This is a genomic window from Burkholderia mayonis (assembly GCF_001523745.2).
Classification (GTDB): Bacteria; Pseudomonadota; Gammaproteobacteria; order Burkholderiales; family Burkholderiaceae; genus Burkholderia; species Burkholderia mayonis.
In genome coordinates, this window is record NZ_CP013386.1 from 1,776,065 (window position 1) to 1,800,285 (window position 24,221).

A 24,221-nucleotide genomic window follows, 5' to 3' on the forward strand; every position below is an offset into this window, starting at 1 on the left:
GTCAGGCTGGCCGTCGTGTCCGTTCTTTCGCGGCCGGCAGACATGCTCAGGTCGTCGGTATCGACCGGTCCGCACACGCGGGAAAGGCCGGTTTCGACGCGACGGCGGCGCGTGTCCAAATTCGAACGGCGGGGCTCCCGTGCCGTCGGAGACGCGGAATCGGCGCATATCGCCGTTTGTGCTTCGCGCATCGCCCGCCGCCGCCGCGCCGAATGCGCTTCGCGCCGGTCAACGCAACCGCGCGACGACGCTCGCGAGCGCGGCCTCCGGCACCGTCAAAGGCGGCGGTCCGAGCGTCACGTCCGGCGCGGCGATCGCCATCGACGTCTGCGCGAACGCAACGATGTCGAAGCCCAGCGCATACGCGCCGTCGGCCGCCTGCGCGAGCAACGCGCGGTAGCCGGCCGCATCGCCCGCGTGAAAGCGCGCCCACGCACCCGGGACGATCCGCACCTCCACCCGCGCGCCCACGGCGCGCGCTTCCTCTTCGAATAACTGGCGAGTCGGTCGCTCGGTGCTCGGCGCCGCGCACAGCACGGCGACGCGCCGTCCGACCTGCGCGCACGCGCGGGCGAGCGCCGCGTCCGCGCGCACGATCGGCTTCGCATGCGCGGCGAGCGCGTCGACGCTCGGTCCGAGCGTCGAGCAATTGAGCAGCGCCGCATCGGCATCGCGCGCGAGCGCGACGAGCGCCGCCCGGGTTTGCTCGGCAATCGGAGCGGGCAGGCCGGAACCGGTCGCGGCCGCGCGCTCCGCGGCGGCGAGCAGCCCGGGCCGCACGCGATGCGTGAGCGATCCGGGCGCGAGACCGAGCGCGGCGGCCGCGCACTCGAAGCGCGGCACGTTGCTGTCGGCGGTATGCAGGCAGGCGATGAGCGGCATCGAAAAGAGGCGCGACGAGCGCCGCGGATGGGGCGGAGGCTCCATCGTAGCGTCATCGTTTCATTTTCGGCAACGATTGACCGGCGACATTCCGAAAAACGACAAACCCCGCGAGATTATCAGGTTATAAATAAATAATATTGAGAACGATTCGCGTTTGCGTTAGATTGCCGTCATTGGGAAAACATCTGGAGAATCCATGGCGGAAATGCTCGCTCGGCCGGCGCCGGCAAAACCGTTACCGATCCTCGATTCGAACGCCGCGCGCTCGCCGGACCTGCGAGCGGCGTCCGATCCCGCGCACGGCGCGCTCGTCGAGGTGCTCGTCGCGAACCGGCCGATGCTCGTGAAGCTCGCGCGCGGCTTCGTTGGCTGCGTGAGCCGGGCCGAGGACGTCGTGCACGACGTGCTCGTCAAGCTCGTCGATTTCCCGAACCAGGATGCAATCCGGCAGCCCGTCGCGTACGTGACGCGGATGGTGCGCAACGCGTCGATCGACGCATGCCGCCGCCAGACGCTCGAGAACACCTATCACGCGGACGAGGACGACGGCCTCGACGTGCCGTCGCCGGAACTGTCGCCCGAGGCGGCGCTCGTCGTGCGCGACACGCTGCGCCACGTCTACGACGCGCTCGCGCAGCTGCCGGCGCGCAGCCGCGCCGCGTTCGAGATGGTGCGGCTGCGCGAGGAGACGCTGCAGAGCGCGGCGCGCGCGCTGAACGTGTCGCAGACGCTCGTGCATTTCATGGTCCGCGACGCCGAGCGGCACTGCGTCGCGTGCGTCGACGCAGCCGCGCGCGGGCTCGCGTGCCCGGTGTTCTGCGGCGGCCGCGCGCGCAACCGGTAAAAAAATGCGCGCGCGATTCGTCTATCGAGTAGACGCGGCGTGCGCCGTGCGCCGCCTTCCCAACTTTTCTAGCGAGCTTCTTCGATCATGACGCAAGCCCAGCAACCCTCGAACCCGCCGGCCGCCGCCGCCGACGACGACGTCGTCTACACGGTCGTCGTCAACGACGAAGCGCAGTACTCGATCTGGCCGACGTTCCGCGCGGTGCCGGCCGGCTGGCGCGAAACCGGCGTGCGCGGCGCGAAGGCCGACTGCCTCGCGCACATCGAAACCGTATGGACCGACATGCGTCCCGCGAGCCTGCGCCGTCATCTGGACGCGGCGAACGCGTCGTAATCCGGCGCGTATCGCGTCCGTATCGCAAGAGGATTCCCGGATGACTCAGCTCTCGATGCCGGCCGTTGCGGCCCGCCCGACGCTCGACGACCTGCGCGTCGAGCCTGGTTTGCCGACCGTCGTGTCGCCGCGCGAGGGCGCGGACATCGCGCTCGACGCGGCCACGCCGCTGTTGCGCGAGATCGCCGACGACGTCGTCGAGCGCGCGGGCGGCGTGCTTTTCACCGGCTTTCACGTCGCGTCGATCGAGACGTTCCAGCGCTTCGCGGCTGATTTCGGCGATCCGCTGATCGGCTACGAGTTCGCATCGACGCCGCGCAGCCAGGTCGAGGGCGCGGTCTACACGTCGACCGAATACCCGCCGCATCGCTCGATCCCGCTGCACAACGAGCAGTCGTACACGCGCGAGTGGCCGCTGCGGATCTGGTTCCACTGCGCGCTCGCCGCGCGCACGGGCGGCGCGACGCCGATCGCCGACAGCCGCGCGATCCATCGCGCGCTCGATCCGGCGCTCGTCGCGCGCTTCGCCGAGCGCGAGCTGCTGTATGTGCGCAACTTCGGGCAGGGACTCGATTTGCCGTGGCGGCAGGCGTTCGGCACCGACGATCCGCGCGAAGTCGAGCGGATCTGCGCGACGCGCGGGATCGACTGCGAATGGCGCGAAAGCGACGACGAACCGCTGCTGCGCACGCGCGAACGCTGCCAGGCGGTCGCACGCCATCCGCGCACGGGCGAACCCGTGTGGTTCAACCAGGCGCATCTCTTTCACCTGTCGGCGCTCGACGAGGACATGCAGGAAGCGCTCGTCGACGCGGTCGGCATCGAGAACGTGCCGCGCAACGTCTATTACGGCGACGGCGCGCCGCTCGAAGCCGACGCGCTCGCGGAGATCCGCGGCGTGCTCGACCGGCAGCGAATCGTGTTCCCGTGGCGAACGGGCGACGTGCTGATGCTCGACAACATGCTGACCGCGCACGCGCGCGATCCGTTCGAAGGGGCGCGCAAGGTGGTGGTCGCGATGGCGCAGAGCCACCGTGAAAAAGAAGAAGGAAGGGCAGTTAGCGGATGAAGAAACGATGAAGAACGAAACGGTGGCGGCGCTCGCGGCGCGCGCGTTGAGCGTCGGCTACCGGGATCATCGGGTGCTCGACGGCCTCGATCTGACGATCGCGGCGGGGCGGGTGACCGCGCTGTGCGGTCCGAACGGCTGCGGCAAGAGCACGCTGTTGCGCACGCTCGCCGGGCTGCAGCCCGCGCTGTCGGGCGCCGTCGAAATCGACGGCGTGCCGCTCGGTTCGTACCGGCGGCGCGCGCTCGCGCGCACGCTGACGATGCTCGCGCAGTTCAACCAGATTCCCTCGGGGCTCACGGTGCGCGAGCTCGTCGCATACGGCCGCTACGCGCACGGCGGCTGGCTGCGCGGGCTGTCGCGCGCCGATCGCGACGCGATCGACGAAGCGCTTGCGACGACGGGCCTCGCCGACGACGCGGCGCGCGACGTCGCGGCGCTGTCGGGCGGCGAGCGGCAGCGCGCGTGGATCGCGATGGCGCTCGCGCAGCAGGCGCCCATCGTGCTGCTCGACGAGCCGACCACGTATCTCGACATCCATCACCAGCTCGACATCCTGCGCGAACTGCGGCGGCTCAACCGCGAGCGCGGCCTGACGATCGTCTGGGTGCTGCACGACCTCAACCAGGCGGCCGCGTACAGCGACGAAATCGTACTGATGCGCGCGGGCCGGATCGTCGCGCAGGGCACACCCGACGCAATGCTCGAACCGCACCCTCTGCTGGCGACGTTCGGCGTCGCGATGCTGAAGACCGCGCATCCGCTCACCGGCGCGCCGATGTGCGTGCCCGCGTATGAGGGCGTGCTCGATGCCGAATCGACGGCGGGCGGCGCCGAAGGCGACGTGAGCGGCGAAGCCGACGAGTCCGCCGTGCGTCGCGCGGGCGCTGGCGCGCAGCGGAATCTCGCCGCATGACGACGCTCGCCGTCCGCAAGCGCCTGCGTCGCGGCGCACTCGTATCGGGAGTGTCGCGCGCGGTTGCGACGAGCCGTGTCGGCACGATCGCCGGTGCGCTCGTCGCGCTGATCGTCGTCGTCGCCGCGATGCGGCTCGCGCCCGAATTGCGCACGTGGCTCGCCGCGCCGGCGGGCAGCGACGCCGCCCAGCTCGCGCACATCATGCTGTTCGATCTCGCCGCGCCGCGCGTCGCCGCGGCGCTCGTCGCGGGCGGCTGCCTTGCGGTCGCGGGCGCGCTGTTTCAGGCGCTCACGCGCAATCCGCTCGCCGCGCCCGATCTGCTCGGCATCACGGGCGGCGCGCAACTCGGCCTGATCGCCGCGATGCTCGTGCCGGCGTTCGCCGGCCATGCGTCGGTGCCGCTCCTGTTCGTCTGCGGGCTCGTCGCCGCCGGCTGCGTGTCGGCTGCAGCGGGCGGCTGGCGCGCGACGCCGTTGCGGCTGATTCTCGCGGGCAGCGTCTGCATGCTGCTGTTCTCGGCGATCACGACGCTCTTGCTCGCGTTCTTCGAAGAGACGGTCGTCGGCGCGTCGTTGTGGGCGAGCGGCAGCCTCTATCAACCGGGCGCGGCCGGGCTGCGCGACGCGCTCCTTTGGCTCGTCGCGCCGGTCGTCGCGCTGCCGCTCGTGATCCGGCCGCTCGATCCGCTCGCGCTCGGCGACGATGCGGCGGCGGCGGCCGGCGTGCGCGTCGACGCGGCGCGGCTTGCCGCGACGCTCGCCGCGGTGGGCTTCGCGAGCGTCGCGGTCAGCATCGCGGGGCCGCTGTCGTACGTCGGACTGATCGCGCCGAACCTGATGCGGCAGGTGCGCGGCGCGAAAGCGTCGAAGCTCGGCGCGCTCGTGCCGCTCGCCGCGCTGGCGGGCGGCGCGCTCGTGCTCGTCACCGACAGCGCGGTGCTCGCGCTCGGACTCGATGCGACGCTGTCGACGGGCGTCGCGATCGCGTTCGTCGGCACGCCGCTGATGCTCGCGATGATCCGTCGGGGCGCCGCGTGGTCCGGCGCGGCGCAGCAGGCGACGCATGCGCAGGCGAGCACGCGCGTCGGCGCTCGCGTCGTCCGGGCGCTCGCCGTGCTGCCGTGGCCGGCAGTCGCGTCGCTGCTGTTCTTGATGGGGGGCGCGGTGCTCGTGATCGGCGCATCGTTCGGCCCGGCGTGGCTCGGCCCCGGACGCTGGCTCGCCGCGCTCGCGCAGCGCGACGACCTCGCGCGGATGGTGCTCGACCTGCGCGTGCCGCGGCTGCTGTGCGCGCTGCTGGCGGGCGCGCTGCTCGGCGCCGCCGGCGTGCTGATGCAGAGCATCGTACGCAATCCGCTCGCCGGGCCTGAAGTGCTCGGCGTCACGCAAGGCGCGGGATTCGCGACGCTTGCGACGCTCGTCGCATGGCCGCTCGCCGCGCACGGGACGCTCGTCGCCGCATCGCTCGCGGGCGGCGGCGCGACGCTCGCGCTGACGCTCCTGCTCAATCGCCGGCATCGCTACGCGCCGCTCGCCGTCGCGCTGACGGGCATCGTGATCGGCACGCTGTGGACGACGCTCGCGCAATGGCTGATCACGCAGGAGAGCGTGCAGCCCGCGCGCTTCGTCGTCTGGCTCGTCGGCGGCACGTATGGGCGCAGTTGGGGCGAGCTCGTCGCGCTGCTGCCGTGGTGCGCGCTCGCGCTGCCGACGCTCGCGCTGCTCGCGAAGCCGCTCGATCTGCTCGCGCTCGGCGACGATCAGGCGGCCGCGCTCGGCCTGCCGATCGCGGCGCTGCGCCCGCTCGTGCTGACGATCGCGACGCTCGCCGCGTGCGCGGCGGTCGCGGCGGTCGGTCCGGTCGGCTTCATCGGGCTGATGGCGCCGCATCTCGCGGCGATGCTCGGCGCGCGCACGCATGCGACGCGCCTCTGGGTCGCCGCCGCGTGCGGCGCGCTCGTGCTCGCCGCCGCCGACGTCGCCGCGCGTACGCTGCTCGCGCCGCGCGAGATTCCGGCGGGCGTGCTGACCGCGCTGATCGGCGCGCCGTACCTGCTCGCGCTCTTGATTGCCGAAGCGCGACGCGAGCGGCGGGGCGGGCGGTGACGGCGTGCGTTCGCGCGACGCGCTTTTCGACGCTCGCGCCGGCATCGATCGCGCATTACCTCGAGCACGTGTGGCTCGGCGCGCCCGATGCGCACGACGAGCCTGCGTTCGCCGTCGATGGCGGCGAGCCGCCGGACGTGATCCCGGCCGCGGCGCTCGCGAGCCGGCGCGATGCGCTCGTCGGCGCGATGGTCGCGCTGTACGGCGGCGATGCCGGAGCGCACACGCGCGCGCTGCTGTCGCAATGGAGCAAGTATTACTTCAACCTGGCCGCGTCGGCGGGCTTCGCCGCCGCGCTGCTGCTCGGCCGGCCGCTCGACATGACGCCGTCGCGGATGCGCGTCGCGCTGCGCGCCGGGATGCCGATCGCGCTGATCTTCGAGCCCGATGCGCTGCGGCCCGCGCAATCCGAGCCCGCACCGCGTTACGCGGCGCTCGTCGATCATCTGCGCGCGACGATCGATTCGCTCGCCGCGCTCGCGAAGCTGTCGCCGCGCGTGCTGTGGGCCAACGCGGGCAATCTGCTCGACTATCTGTTCGAGCAATGCGCGCACATGCCGCGCGCGGCGGCCGACGCCGCATGGCTGTTCGGTCCCGTCGACGCGCACGGCGACGCGAATCCGCTGCGGCTGCCGGTGCGCCGCGTGAAGCCGTGCTCGGCACGGCTGCCTGATCCGTTCCGCGCGCGCCGCGTGTGCTGCCTGCGCAATGAAATTCCTGGGGAAGACCAACTGTGTGGAAGCTGTCCGCTGTTGTTGACGATGTGCGACGACGAGCTCGCGAAGCAGGACGCCGCGCATTGATGGCGCGCGTGTCGCGCCGTCCGCGATTCATGTCGATGCCGGTCGATGCCAGCGTCGCGGCGATGGCGAGAGCAATCTCTCGCTTGTGGTTCGCGAGGTTCCTGCGGCTGCCGATCGAGACGGTCGGGATGCTGCCGACGCGAACGGCGCACTTTGCGCGATGGCTGCGGCTGTCGGTCGGCGCATGCGCGACGCGGCCGGCGCACGCGCGGGGCCTCGCGTGGCGCGCACGGTCGTCGGCCGCCATAGCCGCGTTCGTCGCCGGCATCGCGTGCACGGCGCAACCGGCGCGCGCAAGCGAGCCGCCCGCCGCCTGCCGTGCGCTCGCCGACGATCCGACCGTGTCCCAATTCAGCCGCACGCTGCCCGCGCGACCGGTGCGGATCGTCGTGCTCGAATTCATGTTCGCCGAAGATCTCGCCGCGCTCGGCATCACGCCGGCCGGCATGACCGATCCCGCGTACTACCCGGTCTGGATCGGCTATGACGACGCGCGGCTCGCGGGCGTGCCGGACGTCGGCACGCGGCAGGAGCCGAGCCTCGAGGCGATCGCGGCCGCGAAACCGGATCTGATTCTGGGTGTCGGGCTGCGACATGCGCCGATCTTCGATGCGCTGTCGCGGATCGCGCCGACGGTGCTGTTCAAGTACAGCCCGAACTACGTGCAGGACGGGCGGCAGGTCACGCAGTTCGACTGGGCGCGGGCGATCCTGCGCACGATCGGCTGTCTGACGGGGCGCGAGCAACAGGCGCGTGCGGTTGACGCGCGGGTCGACGCGGGACTCGCGCGCGACGCGCGGCGGATCGCGGCGGCGGGGCGCTCGGGCGAGCGCGTCGCGTGGCTGCAGGAGCTGGGGTTGCCGGATCGCTACTGGGCGTTTACGGGCAACAGCGCGTCGGCGGGCATCGCGCGCGCGCTCGGCCTCGAACCGTGGCCGGGCGAGCCGACGCGCGAAGGCACGGCGTATGTGACGTCGGAGGATCTGCTGAAGCAGCCTGACGTGGCGGTGCTGTTCGTCAGCGCGACGGAGCCGGGCGTGCCGCTCGACGCGAAGCTCGATTCGAAGATCTGGCGGTTCGTGCCGGCGCGGCGAGCCGGGCGGGTCGCGCTCGTCGAGCGGAATATCTGGGGATTCGGCGGGCCGATGTCCGCGCTGAGGCTGGCTGACGAGATGACCGAGCGGTTGCTGGCGCTGCCGGAGCCGGGCTTGCGCCGATAGCCTCGGAAGCGCCGGCGGTCGCGGCCAATCATCCCTTCGTCCCGGCCGAGCTCATCGGGTTCGACATCCACCGCATACCGAAACGAGTCGGCAGCGCGATAGGCCGGGCGGAACTGGCCGCCGCGACGATCGAGATTGAACGCCTACTCCTCCGAACAGGCCCCCGCGCATGGCGCGATGTGCCCTTGGCGCAGCAGCTCGCTGGCTCGAGCGGCCCCCACCGCCTCGCTGAAACGGAAGCCTTGCGCGTTCGTCGCCCGATTCGTTGCAGCCAGCAATGCGCGCTGCTGCTCGGTTTCCACACCCTGGGCGATGACCCCGATCCCGATATCGCGCGCCAAGGTGACGATGGCGCGGATCGTCGCCGCACTTTCGGGATCGATGGTGGACCGCCGGACCAGGGATTGCGCGATCTTGAGATGGTTCACGCGATATGCGTTGACGTAGTCGAATGACGCGAACTCGCTGCCAAAATCGTCGATGGCGATCTTCGCGCCGAGTTCATGTAGCCGCGCGAGCACGTCGGACTGCGCCCACGCGAGCCTGGCGAGCGTCGTCTCGGTCACGTCGAACTCCAGATCGGAGGGTGCGAGACGCCACTTCGCGGCGGTTTCAGCGACATCGCGCACGAACGCCCGAGCGCTCTTGAGCTCGAACAGGGACAGATTGATCGCGATCATCAGCGGGGCCACCCCCTCGTCGCGCCATGCGCTCATTTGGCGGCACGCCTGGTCCAGCACCCAGTGTCCGAGCGCCGCCATGGTGCCGTTCCGCTCGGCGATCGGAATGAAAACACCGGGGGAAACGAGGCCCCGCGCCGGATGATGCCAGCGAACCAAGCCTTCCATTCCCAAAATATTTCCGGAGGACAACTCGATCTCGGGCTGGTACTGAAGCTCCAACTCGCCGCGATCAAGCGCTCCCCTCAAGTCTTCGGCGAGTGCGACACGTTCGAGCACCGCCCGATCGAGCCCGTCGGAATGAAAGCGATGCCGGCCGCCGCCCATGTGCCGCGCGCGGAGGAGCGCTAATTCGGCCTGCGCCAGCATGGCCTCCGCCCCCTCGTCGCCCTGGACGTATGGACGAACGCCAATGCTCGCCGTGATACGCACATCGTTGCCGTCGAGCCGGTAGGGAGATGCCAGCGCCGTCTGAAGTTTCGCCGCCAGCACCCCGGCGTTCGCCGGCTCGTCCATCTCGCCTTGCAGCACGGCAAACGTGTCGCCGCCCAGCCGGGCAACCAGGTCGCTCGCGCGCATGCAGTTCCCGAGACGCTCTGCCGCCTCTCGGAGCAGCAGGTCGCCGATCGGGTAGCCCAGTCTGTCGTTGACCTGCTGGAAGCGGTCGAGATCGACGAGGAAGATCGCAAACGCCGTGCCGCCATGCTGGGCTGCGGCAAAAGCCTGCCACAGCCGCGCGACGAAGCTGGCCCGATTCGCCAAACCCGTGAGCGCGTCGGTGCGAGCGAGCTGCGCGATCTTTTCCTCCGCTGCCTTGCGCTCGGTGATGTCGATGATGATCCCTTCGACCTCGATCAGCCGTCCACTCTCGTCGCGGACCGGCACGTAGCGATTCTCGACACAACGGCAAGCGCCGTCGCCGGTGCGCAGGCGGATCTCGATCGAAACGCCATCGACGTCCTTTTCCATGATGCGCGCGAGCGCCGCGTCGATCTTGGCCTGATCGTCCGGATCGACGAGCTCGTGGGCCCACGCCGGCGAGGCCAGCAACGCAGCGCGGTCGTGGCCGAATCGGGTGATGTCATGCGATATGTAGACGAGCGGAAACGAAGGCTCGCCACGCAGACGGTAAAGGATGACCGGACTGTTCCGGACGAAGATGTCGGCTTCGGCAAGCGCTTTGGCTCTTTCCTCGACAGCCTCTTCCAGGCCGCTCGTCTTGAAGGCCGCTTCCTGGGTCGTCTGCCACTTCGTGGTCAGCACGCACGCCGCCTGGCGGATCTCGATGTTGTCCAACGGCTTCTTGAGGATGAGCACGCGGTGGTCTGCGCCGAGGCGCCTCGTCAACGTCCCTCGCGGGTAATCGGACTGCGAGCTGCACAGCGCGAATTGCAACTGCGGGTCCACTTGCCAGAGTCGTTCGATGGTCCGAAGGCTGTCCCGGCCGGGCCGCATATGCATGTCGATAAAGGCCATCGCATAGGGTTTGTTTTTCGCCAGCGCGCGCACGACCCGTTCGAGCGCTTCCTGGCCCTGATACGCGGAATCGACCTGAAACGCTTCGCGAGCGGCTGGAGCCTCGCCGGAAAAGGGCGGCTGGGTGGTGGCCCGCACGGTTGCTTTGCCCACGAGAATCTTGCGGAAATCCTGGTGAGTCGCATCATCGCCGTCGATCACCAGCACGCGGCGATTGACCGTCGCGATCTGTTCGTTCGCGCGATGCCTTTCAGCGGCCCCGTGGTGGTTCCTGGACAAATGCCACGCGCCGGCCGAGGCAGTCGCCGCGCGTCTGGCGGGCCGTGTCCCCCTCGGCGGCCAGTGCGGTTCGGCGGAAGGCCCGGATCCGCCCTGTTCGTGATGAAGCCTCGATTGAAAGCGCATGCCAGGTTCTCCCCGCAAGCCTGATCCCGCTATCGGTTGGCGCTGCTACGAACCGACCCTTGGGCGCGTCGCCGGAAAAAAACGGGCGCCGAACACATGAAGGGGGCGCATCGATCTCGCCCATCGTGATCGCAGCCGTACCGAACCAACCGGCTGCACGAGGTCGCTCGCAGACTTCGCGGCGACGGATCAGGCCGCAGACATTCGATTGCTCTGTACGGGTTGGACGTTTTCAGGTTGCTCCGCGCTGGCGGCGACTTGGGGTTCAAGGTGTCGACGTCGGCTTGCCGGGTCGCCTCATGCGTCGAGTTGCGCATGCGTCGTGGTCAGGTTGCGACCATAGATCGGGCCAATCTCGTCAGACGATAAAAGTATAGTCGCGCATATCCCTCTGACAAACTTCGGTCGTCGAGAACGGTTCTCGCGCCCGGCGGCGAATTGAGGATCCGACGTGGTGTAGTCAGGTTGTGGGGCGATCGCGTGGACGATCGGCGCTTGACGGTCCGCAGCCGGGGCACGATCGACGCTCGAATGTCCACGATCCGGCCCCGGGTTCCGGGTTCCGGGTTCTGGGTTCTGGGTTCTGGGTTCTGGGTTCTGGGTTCTGGGTTCCGGACTTCGGCCGACATCCGCACGACGCGATCACTCCGCGGCCGCCCCGTTTCAGCCACTCGGATTCGCGCAGTCATCCTGACTGTTTGCGCGGTGACATGGGCCACGCAGTTGACCGTGCCGTTATCCGACGGAGCGTTCCGGGGGAAGCTATGAGGTTCCGGCCATGCAGGGACAAGCCCGCGACGGCCGCACGCTTGCGCGCGAAGCGTACTTCCTTGAATGCGCGCGCGATATCGTGGCGGTTGCGCGCATGCCCTTGATGGTCACGGGCGGCATTCGCCGCCGCGCGGTGGCCGAGGCGGTGATCGACAGCGGCATCGCGATGGTTGGCATCGCAATGGCGCTATCGATCGATCCGAACCTGCCGCGCGACTGGCAGGACGGCAAGGACAACGCGCCGACGCTGCGTCCGATTGCCTGGAAGAACAAGGCGCTGGGCTCGCTGGCCAATATGGCGGTCCTCAAGTTTCAGCTCAAGCGGCTCAGCGAGGGACGTGCGGTCGATCCGGACGTCTCGCCGCTCAAGGCCCTGGTGTTTCAGCAACTCGCCGCCGCATGCCAGACACGGCGTTACCGCCGATGGGTGGTCCGCAGAACGCCCCGTTAACGTCATGGGCGTCGTGCCGTTTTCGGTGGTCAAGCGGCTGCGGCGTCAGCAGAACGATGGTATTTGAATCCGCTCCGCGACTACCCAGGCGACGCCGGACCCAAACAGCATGCGTCGCTATCTCGGCGCCAGGCGGCAGATTGCGAGAGCGCTGCGGGCTGACGTCGGTCGGGCGCAATTCCGCGTCTCGCCTTGATTGTCGGGAAGACGCATGCCCGCGAGATCGCGAAGAGAAAGCCCTCGAGCGGCAATGCGTGCGCGCGCTCCCGCTCGAACGAGCGACACGTCCGCGCGGACGCGACCGCGGGGCCGTCCATGACCGCCCCGCGCACGACGATTCCGTTCCGAATCAGCCCGCCGTCCCATTCGCCAACACTGCCCGCTCGGCCCCGTAGGTCTCGCTGACGATCTTCCCGTTATCGAGCTTGAGCACCCGATCCGCGATCGGGAAGTACCGGTCGTCGTGGCTGATCACGATCGCCGTCTTGCCGCGCGCGCGCAGCTCCGGCAGCAGTTGCTCGTAGAACACCGCCTTGAACGCCGGGTCCTGATCCGCCGCCCACTCGTCGAACAGATACAGCGGCCGATCCTCGAGATACGCGACGACGAGCGCAAGCCGCTTGCGCTGCCCCGTCGACAGCGCGCGCGTCGAGAACGCGCCGTCGACGACCTGCACCTTGTGATCGAGCGAGAGCTTCGCGACGAGCGCGTTCGCGCGCGCGTCGGCCTGCGCGCGCGCCGCGTCGCTCGGATCGACGATGCCGAGCAGCGCGTCGAACAGATGGAAGTCGTTGAACACCGCCGAAAAGCGCTCGCGGTACGCGGCGCGCTCGGCGAGGCCGATCGGCTTGCCGTCGAGCTCGATCGCGCCGCTCTCGGGCTCGTAGAGGCCCGTCAGCACCTTCGCGAGCGTCGTCTTGCCGCTGCCGTTGCCGCCGACGATGAACACGAGCTCGCCCGGCTTCAGCGTCAGGTCGATCGGGCCGACGCGGAACATCCGCTCGTCGCGCTCGTGGAAGTACGAATGCGTGACGCCGCGCAGCGCGAGCGTGTCGAACGGCACGTGCGATGCGCGCTCGTCGGGCGGCGGCGCCGTGCGCAGCGCGCCGAACTGCGCCATCAGCTTCTCGATCCGCTCGAGCGACACGCGCGCCGCGTTCAGCGTCGGCACGTTGTTCAGGAGGCCGTCGAGCGGCAGCAGCATGAACAGGAACACGACCACGTAGCCGGATGCGGCGGGGCCGTTGCCGCGCACGCCGAGCGCGGGCCAGAACGCCGCGACGCCGAGGAACACGTAGAACAGGAACACGATCCAGCCGACGCCGATCGCGTACGCGCTGAACGCGCGGCGGCGATGGTCGCGCACTTCGGCGATCGCGGCGCCCAACTGGCCGTCGACGAACTGGCGCGAGCGCGCCTGATGCAGCTTCAGCTCCTTCGCGCCCGAAAAAAGCGCGCCGAGGTAGCCGAACAGCTTGTCCTGCGAGCGACCGGCGTCCTCGAGCCAGGCGATCGCGCGCTTGTCGCCCGCGTGGTAGCCGAGCGAGCCGACGAGGATCGCCGCGACCGCGAGCAGGCACACGGGCCATGACAGCCACGCGAGATAGCCCAGGCAGCCGAACACGATCGAGCCGTGCATCACGAGGTTCGGCAGCGCGAAGAACAGCATCGACACGTTGGTCGCGTCGTCGGTCAGCACCGACTGGACGGGCGCCGCGCCGATCCGTTCGACGTCCTGCAGCTCGGCCGCCGCGACGCGCCGCGCGACGTGCTCGCGCAGTTGCGCCATCGTGTCCTGCGACAGGCGGGCGAACAGCACGCCGGTGACGATCCGGGTCACGAGCGCGATCACCGCGCACAGCCCGAAGCGCCACGCGAGCGTGGCGTCGGCCGCCCCAGGCTGCGACAGCGCCCGGCTCAACGTCGCGACGAGCAGCACGCTCGACGCCCCGTTCAGCACGCATGCGGCGAGCGCGATCGCGAACGCGCCGCGTGAGCGCTTCAGGAGCGCGAGGATCAGGCGCCGCGCGTACTTCGCGGCGGGTCCGGAATCGGTCGGGGGCGGGGCGTCGAGGCGCCCGGTGGCAGCGGTCATCGGCAGGTTACGAGTCGAATGAAGATCGGGACGGCGCTTCGACGCGGCGAAGCGGACGGCGAGGCGCGTGCGCGCCCTCTGCCTGCTAGACGAACGGGCGGGCGGAATCTTTACCCGCGGCGTTCGCTTTGGCAGGCGTCGATGGCGTCCGGGCGCGCCTGCCCAGCCGTCACGGCGCGCGCCGGCCACACGCCCGCCGCCGCGCCGGGTAAACAGCGCGGTAAAAAATTTCACGCGTGATTCGTCTCACTGTTGAAGCGGCCCTTTCCTTTCGCGGCCGGCGACATGAACGAATCGGCCCAAGCGGCCGGATCCAACGGACTTCACGCCCTATGACGAGCTTTCCGATTGCGCTGCATCAACGAATCCACGCGCTCGCGCGGCGCGATCCCGACGCGCCCGCGCTTGCGTCGTTCACGCCCGACACCGTGCGCCTGTCGCGCGGCGAACTCGACGACCGCGCGGCGCGCCTCGCCGCGCAACTGCGCGCAGTGGGCGTGACGGCGGAAGTGCGGGTCGGCGTGTGCGTCGCACGCTCGTGCGACCTGTTCGTCGCGCTCCTCGCGGTGATGAAGGCGGGCGGCGTGTTCGTCGCGCTCGATCCGCGCCATCCGGCCGCGCGGCTCGACTGGGTCGCGCAGGACGCGGGGCTCGCGCACGGGATCGTCGACGCGTCGGCCGACGCCGCGATGCGCGCGCGCTTCGCGCAGTGCCTCGACGTCGCGAGCGTCGCGCAGCCGGACCCGGCCGCGCCGCGCGTGCACGGCGACGACGCGGGCGATGCGGTGCATCCGCGCGCGGCCGCCTACATGATCTATACGTCCGGCTCGACGGGCACGCCGAAGGCGGTCGTCGTCGAGCACGGTCCGCTCGCCGCGCACGGCGACGCGCTCGCGGAATCGCTGCCGATCGGGCCCGACGATCGCGTGCTGCATTTCGCGTCGGTGAATTTCGACGTCGCGATCGAGGCGTGGCTCGTGCCGCTCGCGGTCGGCGGCAGCGTCGTCGTCAGCGATCCGCCGCCGTTCCCGCCCGACGCCGCGCACGCGCTGATCGCGCGCGAGCGCGTGACGAACACGACGCTGCCGCCCGCGTACCTGCGCGAGTTCGCGGCGGTGTGCGCGCGCGAAGGCGTGCCGCCGTCGCTGCGCGTGCTGCTGTTCGGCGGCGAGGCGATGTCGCAGGACGCGTTCGACGAGATCCGCCGCGTGTTTCCTTCGATCCGCCTCGTCAACGGCTACGGGCCGACCGAGACCGTGATCTCGCCGATGCTCTGGCCGGTCGATCCGGGCACGACGCCCGCGCTCGACGACGGCAACGGCTACGCGTCGCTGCCGATCGGCTGGCCGATCGGCTGGCGCGTCGCGCGCGTCGAGCGGGCGGACGGATCGATCGCGCACGGTGACGCAGGCGAACTGCTGCTCGGCGGCGCGTGTCTCGCGCGCGGCTATCACGGCCGCCCGGCGCTGACCGCCGAGCGCTTCGCGCCGGACCCGACGGGCGAGCCCGGCGCGCGGATCTACCGGACGGGGGACCTCGCGCGCGAGCGCGCCGACGGCTCGTTCGACTATCTGGGCCGGATCGACGATCAGGTCCAGGTGCGCGGCGTGCGCGTCGAGCCGGGCGAGATCGCCGCGTGCCTGCTCACGCATCCCGGCGTGCGCGACGCGGGCGTGCTCGCCGAGACGGCGGGCGGGCGCACGCAGTTGATCGCGTGCGTCGCGCTCGCCGCGCCGCGAACCGAGACGCTCGCCGGCCATCCTGCGTTCGAACGACAGCCGGATGACGATGCGCTGCGCGCCCACGTCGCCGCGCATCTGCCGGCCGCATGGCTGCCGCATCGGTTCGTGCGTTTCGACAAGCTGCCTTACACGCTGAACGGCAAGCTCGACCGCGCCGCGCTGCGCAACGCGGTCGCGGCGCAGCCCGTCGAGGCCGCCGCCGATTTCGACGCGCCGCGCACCGACACGGAGCGCCGCGTCGCCGCGCTGTGGCAGCGCCTGCTGAACGATCGGGCGCCGATCGGCCGCGTCGACCGCTTCTTCGTGCGCGGCGGCGATTCGCTCGCGGCCATGCAGTTGCAGGCCGCGATCCGGCTCGAATGGCGCGTCGATCTGCGGCTCGATGCGATTTTCGACGACGCGCCGCTTGCCGAGCTCGCCGCGCGGATCGACGGCGCGCAGCCGGAAGCGGATCGGCCGGTCGTGGCCGCCGCGCCGACGGCGCGCGCCGATGCGGACAACGCGGCCGGCGCCGTTGAGCGTCCCGCGTCGTTCGCGCAGCAGCGCTTCTGGGTGCTCGCGCGCACGCAGGATGCGGGCGCTGCCTATCACGTGTCGTTCCATTGGGACGTCGACGGCGGGCTCGACCTCGACACGCTGCAGCGCGCGCTCGATGCGCTGATCGCGCGTCACGAGGCGTGGCGCACGACGCTCGTCGAGAACGACGACGGAATCGTCGTGCAGCGGATCCATGCGACACTGCCGGTGCGGATCGCGGCCGTCGATCTGCGCGGCGAGTTCGATTCGTCGCGCGCCGCGCGCCTGGCCGAATTGACCGAGCGCCACGCGGGCGCGCCGTTCGATCTGTCCGACGGCCCGCTCGTGCGCGCGCTGCTCGTGACGCTCGCCGACGGCGCGCAGCGCTTCCTGTTGACGACGCACCACGCGGTCAGCGACGGCTGGAGCTCGCGCTGCGCGTTCGACGAGCTGACGACCGCGTACGCGGCGTTCGCCGAAGGCCGCGAGCCCGTGCTGCCGGCGCTGCCGATCCAGTACGCCGATTACGCGCAATGGCAGCGCGACGCGCTCGATGCGAGCGAAACCGCGCGCCAGCTCGCCTACTGGCGCGCCGCGCTCGCCGACGCGCCCGCGCCGCTCGCGCTGCCGCTCGACCGGCCGCGCGCGACCGAGCGCGACTATCGCGGCGGCCGGCTCGCGCGGCGTCTTTCGTCCGCCGTGTCTCGGGCGGTGCGCGATGCCGCGCGCCGGCTGCACGCGTCGCCGTTCACCGTGCTGCTCGCCGCGTTCGACGCGTGGCTGTTTCGCCTGACGGGCGAGCGCGACCTCGCCGTCGCCGCGCCGATCGCGCAGCGCGCGCGTCCGGAGACCGCGCCGCTCGTCGGCCTGTTCCTCAACACGCTCGCGCTGCGCGCGCACGTGTCGCCCGCGCAGTCGTTCGAATTGCTCGTCGCCTCGGTGCGCGACGCCGCGTTCGGCGCGTTCGCGCATCAGGACGTGCCGTTCGACAAGGTGGTCGACGCGGTGAAGCCGCCCGTGCGCCGCGGCGACGAGTGGCTGCGCGTCAAGTTCGCCCAGCAGTTCGATCTCGAATTGTCCGCGTCGCTGCCGGGCGCGTCGGTGCGGATGGCGCCGGGGCTCGATCCGGCCGCGCGCTTCGATTTCGCGCTCGATTTCACCGACGACCCGCGCGGCATCGAATTCGTCGCCGCATATGTGCTCGACGGGCTCGACGAAGCGACCGCGCAAGCGTGGCTCGACAGCTTCGCGGCGCTCGTCGAAGACGCGGTGCGCCATCCGCATCGCGCGATCGCCGAGCTGGCGGTCGCGGAGGGCGGCGCGCCGCGCGCGCTGCTCGCCGGCCGGCCGCTCGCGACCGAGTCTGACGTCCTCGCGCTGTTCGCGCGCGAAGCGGCCGAGCATCCGCACCGGATCGCGCTCGCGGACGCGGACGCGCAGCTCACGTTCGCCGAGCTCGACGACGCGTCGAACCGCGTCGCGCTCGCGCTGCGCCGTGGCGGCGTGCGCGCGGAGACGCCCGTCGCGATCTGCATCGAGCGCTCGGTGCGCTTCGCGCTCGCGTTCGTCGGCGTGCTGAAGTCGGGCGCGGTCGCGGTGCCGCTCGATCCGGCGTCGCCGCGCGAGCGGATCGCGACCGCGCTCGCCGCGTGCGGCGCGCGCCGGATGCTCGTGGCGGGCGATCTCGGCGCGCTCGGCGATTTCGACGGCGTCGCCGTGCAGGACGTCGATGCGTGCGCGCACGACGCGTCGCTCGCGAACGCCGCTGCGCCGCGCGTGCCGCCGTTGCCCGAACAGGCCGCGTATCTGATCTTCACGTCCGGCTCGACGGGGGCGCCGAAGGGCGTCGTCGTCTCGCATCGGGCGCTCGCCGACTACGTCTCCGGGATGCTCGGCGAGCTCGCGTTCGCACCGGACGCATCGATGGCGATGGTGTCGACGGTCGCGGCCGACCTCGGGCATACGACGCTGTTCGGCGCGCTGTGCTCGGGCCGCACGCTGCATCTGTTGCCCGCGCACGCGGCCTTCGATCCGGACGGCTTCGCGCACGAGATGGCGACGCGCGACGTCGGCGTGCTGAAGATCGTGCCGAGCCACCTGCACGCGCTGCTCGACGCGCAGCGCGCGGCCGACGCGCTGCCCGCGCACGCGCTGGTGACGGGCGGCGAGGCGCTGCCGTGGGCGCTCGTCGAGCGGATCGCCGCGCTCAAGCCCGGCTGCCGCGTGATCAATCACTACGGGCCGACCGAAGCGACCGTCGGCGCGCTCGTCTGCGACACGTCCGCGCCCGCTCAGGCAAACCTGCGCGCGGCGGCGGCCGGCGCAGGCGGCGTGCCGCTCGGCCGGCCGCTGCCGAACGCGCACGCGTGCGTGCTCGACGCGCAAGGCGCGAGCGTGCCCGTCGGCGCGATCGGCGAGCTGTATCTCGGCGGCCCCGGCGTCGCGCGCGGCTATCTGGGCCGCGCGGGCGCGACCGCCGAGCGCTTCGTCCCGCATCCGCACGAAGCGGGCGCGCGCGTCTACCGGACGGGCGACCGCGTGCGGCTGCGCGCGGACGGCCGGTTGGACTTCCTCGGGCGTCTCGACGATCAGGTGAAGATCCGCGGCTATCGTGTCGAGCCGGGCGAGGTGAGCGCCGCGCTGCGCGCGCTGTCCGGCGTCGCGCAAGCCGAGACGCTCGCGGTCGAGCAGGACGCCCGGCTGCGCCTCGTCGCGTTCGCGACGCCCGAAGCCGGCGCGTGTCTTTCGGGCGATGCGCTGCGCGACGCGCTCGCCGCGCGCCTGCCCGATTACATGGTGCCCGCCGCGCTCGTCGTGCTCGACGCGCTGCCCGTGACCGCGAACGGCAAGATCGACCGCGCGGCGCTGCGCGCGCTCGCGGCGACGCCCGCGAACGCGCCGGCCGCCGACGAGGACGCGCCGCAAGGCCCGATCGAAGAGACGCTCGCGACCGTCTGGCGCGACGTGCTGAAAGCGCCGCGCGTCGGCCGCCACGACAACTTCTTCGAGCTCGGCGGCGATTCGATCCTCGTGCTGCAGGTGATCGCGCGCTCGCGCAAGCGCGGCGTCAAGTTCACGCCGAAGCAATTGTTCGACGGCCCGACGATCGCCGAACTCGCGCGCGTCGCGGTTGCGATCGAAGCCGTCGCGCCGAAGGACGGCGCGGCGGCCAACGCGAGCGCCGCTGCCGCGCAGCCGTCGTCCGCCGCGCGATCGGACGAAACGCGGCTCACGCCCGCGCAGCTTCGGTTCTTCGACCTCGACATCCCGCGCCGCGGCCACTGGAACCAGTCGATCGAGCTCGACGTCGCCGGCGTGTTCGACTTCGACGCGTTCGCGCGCGCGTTCGACGCGTGGCTGACGCATCATCCCGTGTTCCGCCAGCGTTTCGCGCCGACGGGCGCGAACGGCGCGTGGCGGCTCGCCGACGCGCCGCGCGCATTCGACGCGCTGCCGCTCGCGGCCGCCGCCGCGCGCGACGAAGCAGACGCGCTCGCACAGTTCGACGCGCTGCAAAGCACGCTCGACGTGACGCGCGGCCCGCTCGCGTGCGCGTTCGCGGCGGCGCTGCCGAATGGGACAGCGGCGGGCGCGACGAAGCTGTATCTGGCGATCCATCACGTGATCGTCGACGGCGTGTCGTGGCGCGTGCTGCTCGACGATCTCGATTCCGCGTACCGCGCCGCGTGCGAGCGCCGCGCGGTGCGGCTCGGGCCGACGGGCGCGAGCGCGCCCGAATGGGCGGCCCGGCTCGCACGCGCGGCCCGCGATCCGGCCGGGCCGTTCGCCGCCGAGCTGCCGTACTGGGCGACGCTCGCCGCGCCGCACGACGACCTGCGGCTCGACCATCCGGACGCCCCGGCGACCAACGCCGACGCCGACGTCGTGATCCAGACGCTCGATGCGGCGCTCACGCGCGACGTGCTGACCGACGCGAACGCCGCGTACCGGACCCACGCGGTCGAACTGCTGATCGCGGCGCTCGTCGCCGCGCTCGGCCGTCATGCGGGCGCGGCGTCGTGCCGGATCGAGCTCGAAGGGCACGGCCGCGAGGCGCTGTTCGACGACATCGACGCGAGCCGCACGCTCGGCTGGCTGACGAGCCACTATCCGGTCGCGTTCGCGGTCGAGGCGACGCCCGCCGCGACGCTCGCCGGCGTGAAGGACGCGCTGCGCGCGGTGCCGAACAAGGGGCTCGGCTTCGGCGTGCTGCGCCATTACGGCGACGACGCGACGCGCGCCGCGCTCGCCGCGGTCACGCGTCCGCGCGTGACCTTCAACTACCTCGGCCAGTTCGACGCGCCGCGCGACGCCGCGCTCGTGCCGCGCTTCGGCGGCGCGGGCCGCGAGCGCGACCCGGCGGGTCCGATCGGCAACGCGCTCGCGATCCACGCGTACGTCGACGCGAACGACGGCCGCGCGCTGAAAGTGCACTGGGTGTACGGCGCGACGCAGTTCGACCGCGCGACGATCGACGCGCTCGCCGCGCAATTCGACGCCGCGCTGCGCGCGCTCGCGGCGGCATGCGCGACGCGCATCGCCGAGCGCGGCGCGGGCGCCACGCCGGGCGACTATCCGCTCGCGCGCGCAGCCGGACTCACGCAGGCGGCGCTCGATCGGTTGCCGTTCGATGCGCGCGCGATCGACGACATCTATCCGCTGTCGCCGATGCAGCAGGGCATCCTGTTCCATTCGCTGTTCGCGCCGGAGCGGGCGACGTACGTGAACCAGCTCGTCGCGACGCTCGTCGATCCGGACGTCGAGCGGCTGCGCGCCGCGTTCGATGCAGCCGTCCCGCGCCACGACATCCTGCGCACCGGCTTCGCCGCGCACGAAGCGGCGCCGATGCAGGTCGTCCATCGTCATGCGCGGATGCCGGTCGAGACCATCGACTGGCGCGGCGCGCATCCGGACGCTGCGCACCTCGAAGCGGCGCTCGATGCGTGGCTCGCCGACGACCGCGCGCGCGGCTTCGATCTCGCGACGCCGCCGCTGATGCGCGTGACGCTGATCCGGACGGGCGAGACCGCATGGCGTCTCGTCTGGACCCGCCATCACTTGCTGCTCGACGGCTGGAGCACTGCGCGCCTCTTCGCGGACGTGCTGCGCGACTACATCGAGCCGCCGCGCGCGAATCCGTTCGCCGCGCCGGCGCGCACGCGCTATCGCGATTTCATCGCATGGCTCGCGCGGCGCGACGCCGACGCCGACCGCGCGTTCTGGCTCGATCGGCTCGCGCGGCTCGACGAGCCGACGCACGTCGCCGAACGCGAGCGCGGCGCGAACGACGCGTCCGGCAACGGCGCAGCCGCGCACGAGACGGCCGGCCGCGCGAACTGGCGCGCCGCGCTGTCCGCCGCCGACACCGCGCGCATTGCCAACGTCGCGCGCCGGCTCAAGGTGACCGTCAACACGATCGTGCAGGGCGCATGGGCGCTCGCGCTGCAGCGCACGACGCACCATGCGGCTGTCGCGTTCGGCGCGACGGTCGCCGGGCGCCCGGACGCGCTGCCCGACGTCGACACGGTGCTCGGCCTCTTCATCAACACGCTGCCGGTGATCACCGCACCCGAGCCCCGCCTCGCCGCGCGCGACTGGCTCGCGAGCCTGCAACGCGACAACGCGGCGGCGCTCGAGCACGCGCACACGCCGCTCTACGAGATCCAGCAATGGGCGGGCGCGGGCGGCGCGCTCTTCGACACGCTCGTCGTGTTCGAAAACTATCCGGTTGACGAAGCGTGGCAGGGGCGCGATCCGCGCGCGCTGCAAAAGCGCGACCTGCGCAACATCGAGGCGACCGATTTCGCGGTGACGCTCGTGATCGAAGCGGGCGAGACGCTGTCGATCGACTACGGCTACGATCCCGCGCGGATCGGACAGGCGCGCGTCGAAGCGCTGCACCGCGCGTTCGCCGCGTGCATCGACGGTCTGAGCGCGAATCCGGATGCGCCGCTCGGCGCGATCTCGTGCGCCGGTACAGACGATCTCGCGTTGATCGCACGCTGCAACGCGACCGGTGCGAGCTGGCCCGACGCGCAGCGCGCGCCGCTTTTCGCGCAATTCGAGGCGGCCGCGCGCGCGCGGCCCGACGCGATCGCGCTCGAATTCGCCGACCCAAGCGGCAACGGCGCGATCGAGCGGATGCGCTACGCCGAGCTCGACGACAAGGCCGGCCGCGTCGCGGCGGCGCTCGCCGCGTCCGGCGTGCGGCCCGACTCGGTCGTCGCGCTGTGCGTCGAGCGCTCGTTCGACATGGTCGTCGCGCTCGTCGGCGCGATGAAGGCGGGCGCTGCGTATCTGCCCGTCGATCCGGACTATCCGGCCGAGCGGATCGCGTATCTGCTCGGCGACGCGAAGCCGCCCGTCGTGATCACGCAAGCGCATCTGCGTGCGCACGTCGACGCGGCGCTCGCGGGCGCCGACGCGGTCGTCGTCACTGTCGACGAGTTGATCGAGCGCGCGCCGGCGGCGCTCCCCGCCGCGACGGCCGACACCGCTGCCGCCGCTGCCGTGGCACCCGACCAGCTCGCGTACCTGATCTACACGTCGGGCTCGACCGGCAAGCCGAAGGGCGCGGGCAACACGCACGGCGCGCTCGCGAACCGGATCGCGTGGATGCAGCACGCGTATCGCCTGACGCCCGACGATGTCGTGCTGCACAAGACGCCGTTCGGCTTCGACGTGTCCGTGTGGGAGTTCGTGTGGCCGCTTTCCGTCGGCGCGAAGCTCGCGATCGCGGCGCCCGGCGACCATCGCGATCCGGCGCGGCTCGTCGCCGCGATCGAAGCGCATCGCGTGACGACGCTGCATTTCGTGCCGTCGATGCTTGCCGCGTTCGTCGCGCATCTGGACGATTTCGGCGCCGCCGCGCGCTGCGCGAGCGTGAAAACGATCGTCGCGAGCGGCGAGGCGCTCGCGCCCGAGCTCGTTGCGCGCGTCGCCGCGCTGCTGCCGCACGCGACGCTCCACAACCTGTACGGGCCGACCGAAGCGGCGATCGACGTGTCGCACTGGACCTGCACGGCCGGCGACGCGGCCGGCGCCGCCGTGCCGATCGGCCATCCGATCGCGAACGTGCAACTGCACGTGCTCGACGCGGCGCTGCATCCGGTGCCGGCCGGCGCGACGGGCGAGCTGTACCTGGGCGGCGCGGGGCTCGCGCGCGGCTACGTCGGCCGCGCGGCGCTGACGGCCGAGCGCTTCGTGCCCGACCCGTTCGCGGCGGGCGCGCGGCTCTACCGGACGGGCGACCTCGCGCGACGGCGCGCGGACGGTGCGCTCGACTATCTCGGCCGGATCGACACGCAGGTGAAGCTGCGCGGCCAGCGGATCGAGCTGGGCGAGATCGAGGCGCTGCTGCGCGCGGCCGAAGGCGTCCATGACGCCGTCGTGATCGTGCGCGACGAGCGGCTCGTCGGCTACGTCGCCTGCACGGCGGCCGCCGAGTTCGACGGCGCCGCGCAGATCGAACGGCTGCGCGCGCAACTGCCCGCATACATGGTGCCCGCGCAGCTCGTCGCGCTCGACGCGCTGCCCGTCACGCCGAACGGCAAGTGCGATCGCCGCGCACTGCCCGCGCCCGTGTTCGACGAGCGGGTCATCGACACGCCGCGCACCGACACCGAGCGCGCGCTCGCGGCGATCTGGCAGCGCGTGCTGAAGCTGCAGGAAATCGGCCGCGACGACGATTTCTTCATGCTCGGCGGCCATTCGCTGCTCGCCGCGCAAGCGAACGCGCAGGCGAACCTGCAGTGGGCGCTGACGCTGCCGCTGCGCACGATTTTCGACGAGCGCACGCTCGCGCGCTGCGCGGCGGCGATCGACCGCGCACACGACGCCGGCCGCGACCACGACGCCGCGAGCGCGATCGACGCGCTGCTCGGCGAGCTCGAAGCCCAGTAAGG

Annotated in this window: 11 protein-coding genes and 1 pseudogene; 9 read left to right on the top strand and 3 right to left on the bottom strand. The window is 71.4% G+C overall.

What is annotated here, in order from left to right; translation table 11 throughout:
* Positions 1-228: 228 nt before the first annotated feature.
* Positions 229-927, bottom strand: a complete 699-nt coding sequence (locus WS70_RS08880; RefSeq protein WP_226382821.1) for an Asp/Glu racemase — start codon at positions 925-927, stop codon at positions 229-231.
* Between the two features lie 154 nt (positions 928-1,081).
* Here WS70_RS08880 and WS70_RS08885 point away from each other — a divergent pair, with 154 nt between their 5' ends.
* The 7 genes from WS70_RS08885 (at position 1,082) to WS70_RS08915 (ending at position 8,181) form a co-directional block, all read left to right on the top strand.
* Complete coding sequence (locus tag WS70_RS08885; RefSeq protein ID WP_059470101.1) at positions 1,082-1,729, top strand: RNA polymerase factor sigma-70; 648 nt, start codon at positions 1,082-1,084, stop codon at positions 1,727-1,729.
* A gap of 87 nt (positions 1,730-1,816) precedes the next feature.
* A complete protein-coding gene (locus WS70_RS08890) occupies positions 1,817-2,065 on the top strand; it encodes an MbtH family protein (RefSeq protein ID WP_059597039.1) in 249 nt (82 codons plus the stop codon).
* A gap of 40 nt (positions 2,066-2,105) precedes the next feature.
* Entirely contained in the window at positions 2,106-3,134 is a 1,029-nt protein-coding gene (locus WS70_RS08895; protein ID WP_059470099.1) for a TauD/TfdA family dioxygenase, read from the top strand.
* Between the two features lie 7 nt (positions 3,135-3,141).
* A complete protein-coding gene (locus WS70_RS08900; RefSeq protein ID WP_059470098.1) occupies positions 3,142-4,050 on the top strand; it encodes an ABC transporter ATP-binding protein in 909 nt (302 codons plus the stop codon).
* Positions 4,047-6,158 (top strand): Fe(3+)-hydroxamate ABC transporter permease FhuB, encoded by a 2,112-nt coding sequence (fhuB, locus tag WS70_RS08905; RefSeq protein ID WP_059597038.1) that lies wholly within the window; start codon positions 4,047-4,049, stop codon positions 6,156-6,158. The genes WS70_RS08900 and fhuB overlap by 4 nt, the downstream gene beginning before the upstream one ends.
* Entirely contained in the window at positions 6,155-6,961 is an 807-nt protein-coding gene (fhuF, locus tag WS70_RS08910) for a siderophore-iron reductase FhuF (protein WP_059470096.1), read from the top strand. The genes fhuB and fhuF overlap by 4 nt, the downstream gene beginning before the upstream one ends.
* 128 nt (positions 6,962-7,089) lie before the next feature.
* On the top strand, positions 7,090-8,181 hold the full coding sequence (locus WS70_RS08915) for an ABC transporter substrate-binding protein (protein WP_418230151.1): 1,092 nt from the start codon (positions 7,090-7,092) through the stop codon (positions 8,179-8,181).
* Positions 8,182-8,324: 143 nt separating this feature from the next.
* Here the strand turns inward: WS70_RS08915 and WS70_RS08920 are convergent, their stop codons facing one another.
* Positions 8,325-10,616 carry a putative bifunctional diguanylate cyclase/phosphodiesterase gene (locus WS70_RS08920; protein ID WP_226382823.1) on the bottom strand — a complete coding sequence of 764 codons (2,292 nt, stop codon included), beginning with the start codon at positions 10,614-10,616 and terminating at the stop codon, positions 8,325-8,327.
* Positions 10,617-11,487: 871 nt separating this feature from the next.
* On the opposite strand from WS70_RS08920, the pseudogene WS70_RS08925 reads away from it, so the two are divergent.
* Positions 11,488-11,964, top strand: a pseudogene (locus WS70_RS08925) (2,4-dienoyl-CoA reductase); the annotation flags it as partial.
* Positions 11,965-12,313: 349 nt separating this feature from the next.
* Here the strand turns inward: WS70_RS08925 and WS70_RS08930 are convergent.
* The gene (locus tag WS70_RS08930; protein ID WP_059597037.1) at positions 12,314-14,059 is read right to left on the bottom strand and encodes a cyclic peptide export ABC transporter; all 1,746 of its coding nucleotides are present in this window, start codon (positions 14,057-14,059) and stop codon (positions 12,314-12,316) included.
* Positions 14,060-14,391: 332 nt separating this feature from the next.
* Here WS70_RS08930 and mbaJ point away from each other — a divergent pair, with 332 nt between their 5' ends.
* Entirely contained in the window at positions 14,392-24,219 is a 9,828-nt protein-coding gene (mbaJ, locus tag WS70_RS08935) for a siderophore malleobactin non-ribosomal peptide synthetase MbaJ (RefSeq protein WP_059597036.1), read from the top strand.
* Positions 24,220-24,221: the final 2 nt, after the last annotated feature.

Coding starts and splice junctions, on each gene's coding strand:
- WS70_RS08890 (WP_059597039.1), top strand. CDS start 1,817: ATGACGCAAGCCCAGCAACCCTCGAACCCGCCGGCCGCCGCCGCCGAC.
- WS70_RS08930 (WP_059597037.1), bottom strand. CDS start 14,059: ATGACCGCTGCCACCGGGCGCCTCGACGCCCCGCCCCCGACCGATTCC.
- WS70_RS08900 (WP_059470098.1), top strand. CDS start 3,142: ATGAAGAACGAAACGGTGGCGGCGCTCGCGGCGCGCGCGTTGAGCGTC.
- WS70_RS08885 (WP_059470101.1), top strand. CDS start 1,082: ATGGCGGAAATGCTCGCTCGGCCGGCGCCGGCAAAACCGTTACCGATC.
- WS70_RS08915 (WP_418230151.1), top strand. CDS start 7,090: ATGCTGCCGACGCGAACGGCGCACTTTGCGCGATGGCTGCGGCTGTCG.
- mbaJ (WP_059597036.1), top strand. CDS start 14,392: ATGACGAGCTTTCCGATTGCGCTGCATCAACGAATCCACGCGCTCGCG.
- WS70_RS08880 (WP_226382821.1), bottom strand. CDS start 927: ATGGAGCCTCCGCCCCATCCGCGGCGCTCGTCGCGCCTCTTTTCGATG.
- fhuB (WP_059597038.1), top strand. CDS start 4,047: ATGACGACGCTCGCCGTCCGCAAGCGCCTGCGTCGCGGCGCACTCGTA.
- WS70_RS08895 (WP_059470099.1), top strand. CDS start 2,106: ATGACTCAGCTCTCGATGCCGGCCGTTGCGGCCCGCCCGACGCTCGAC.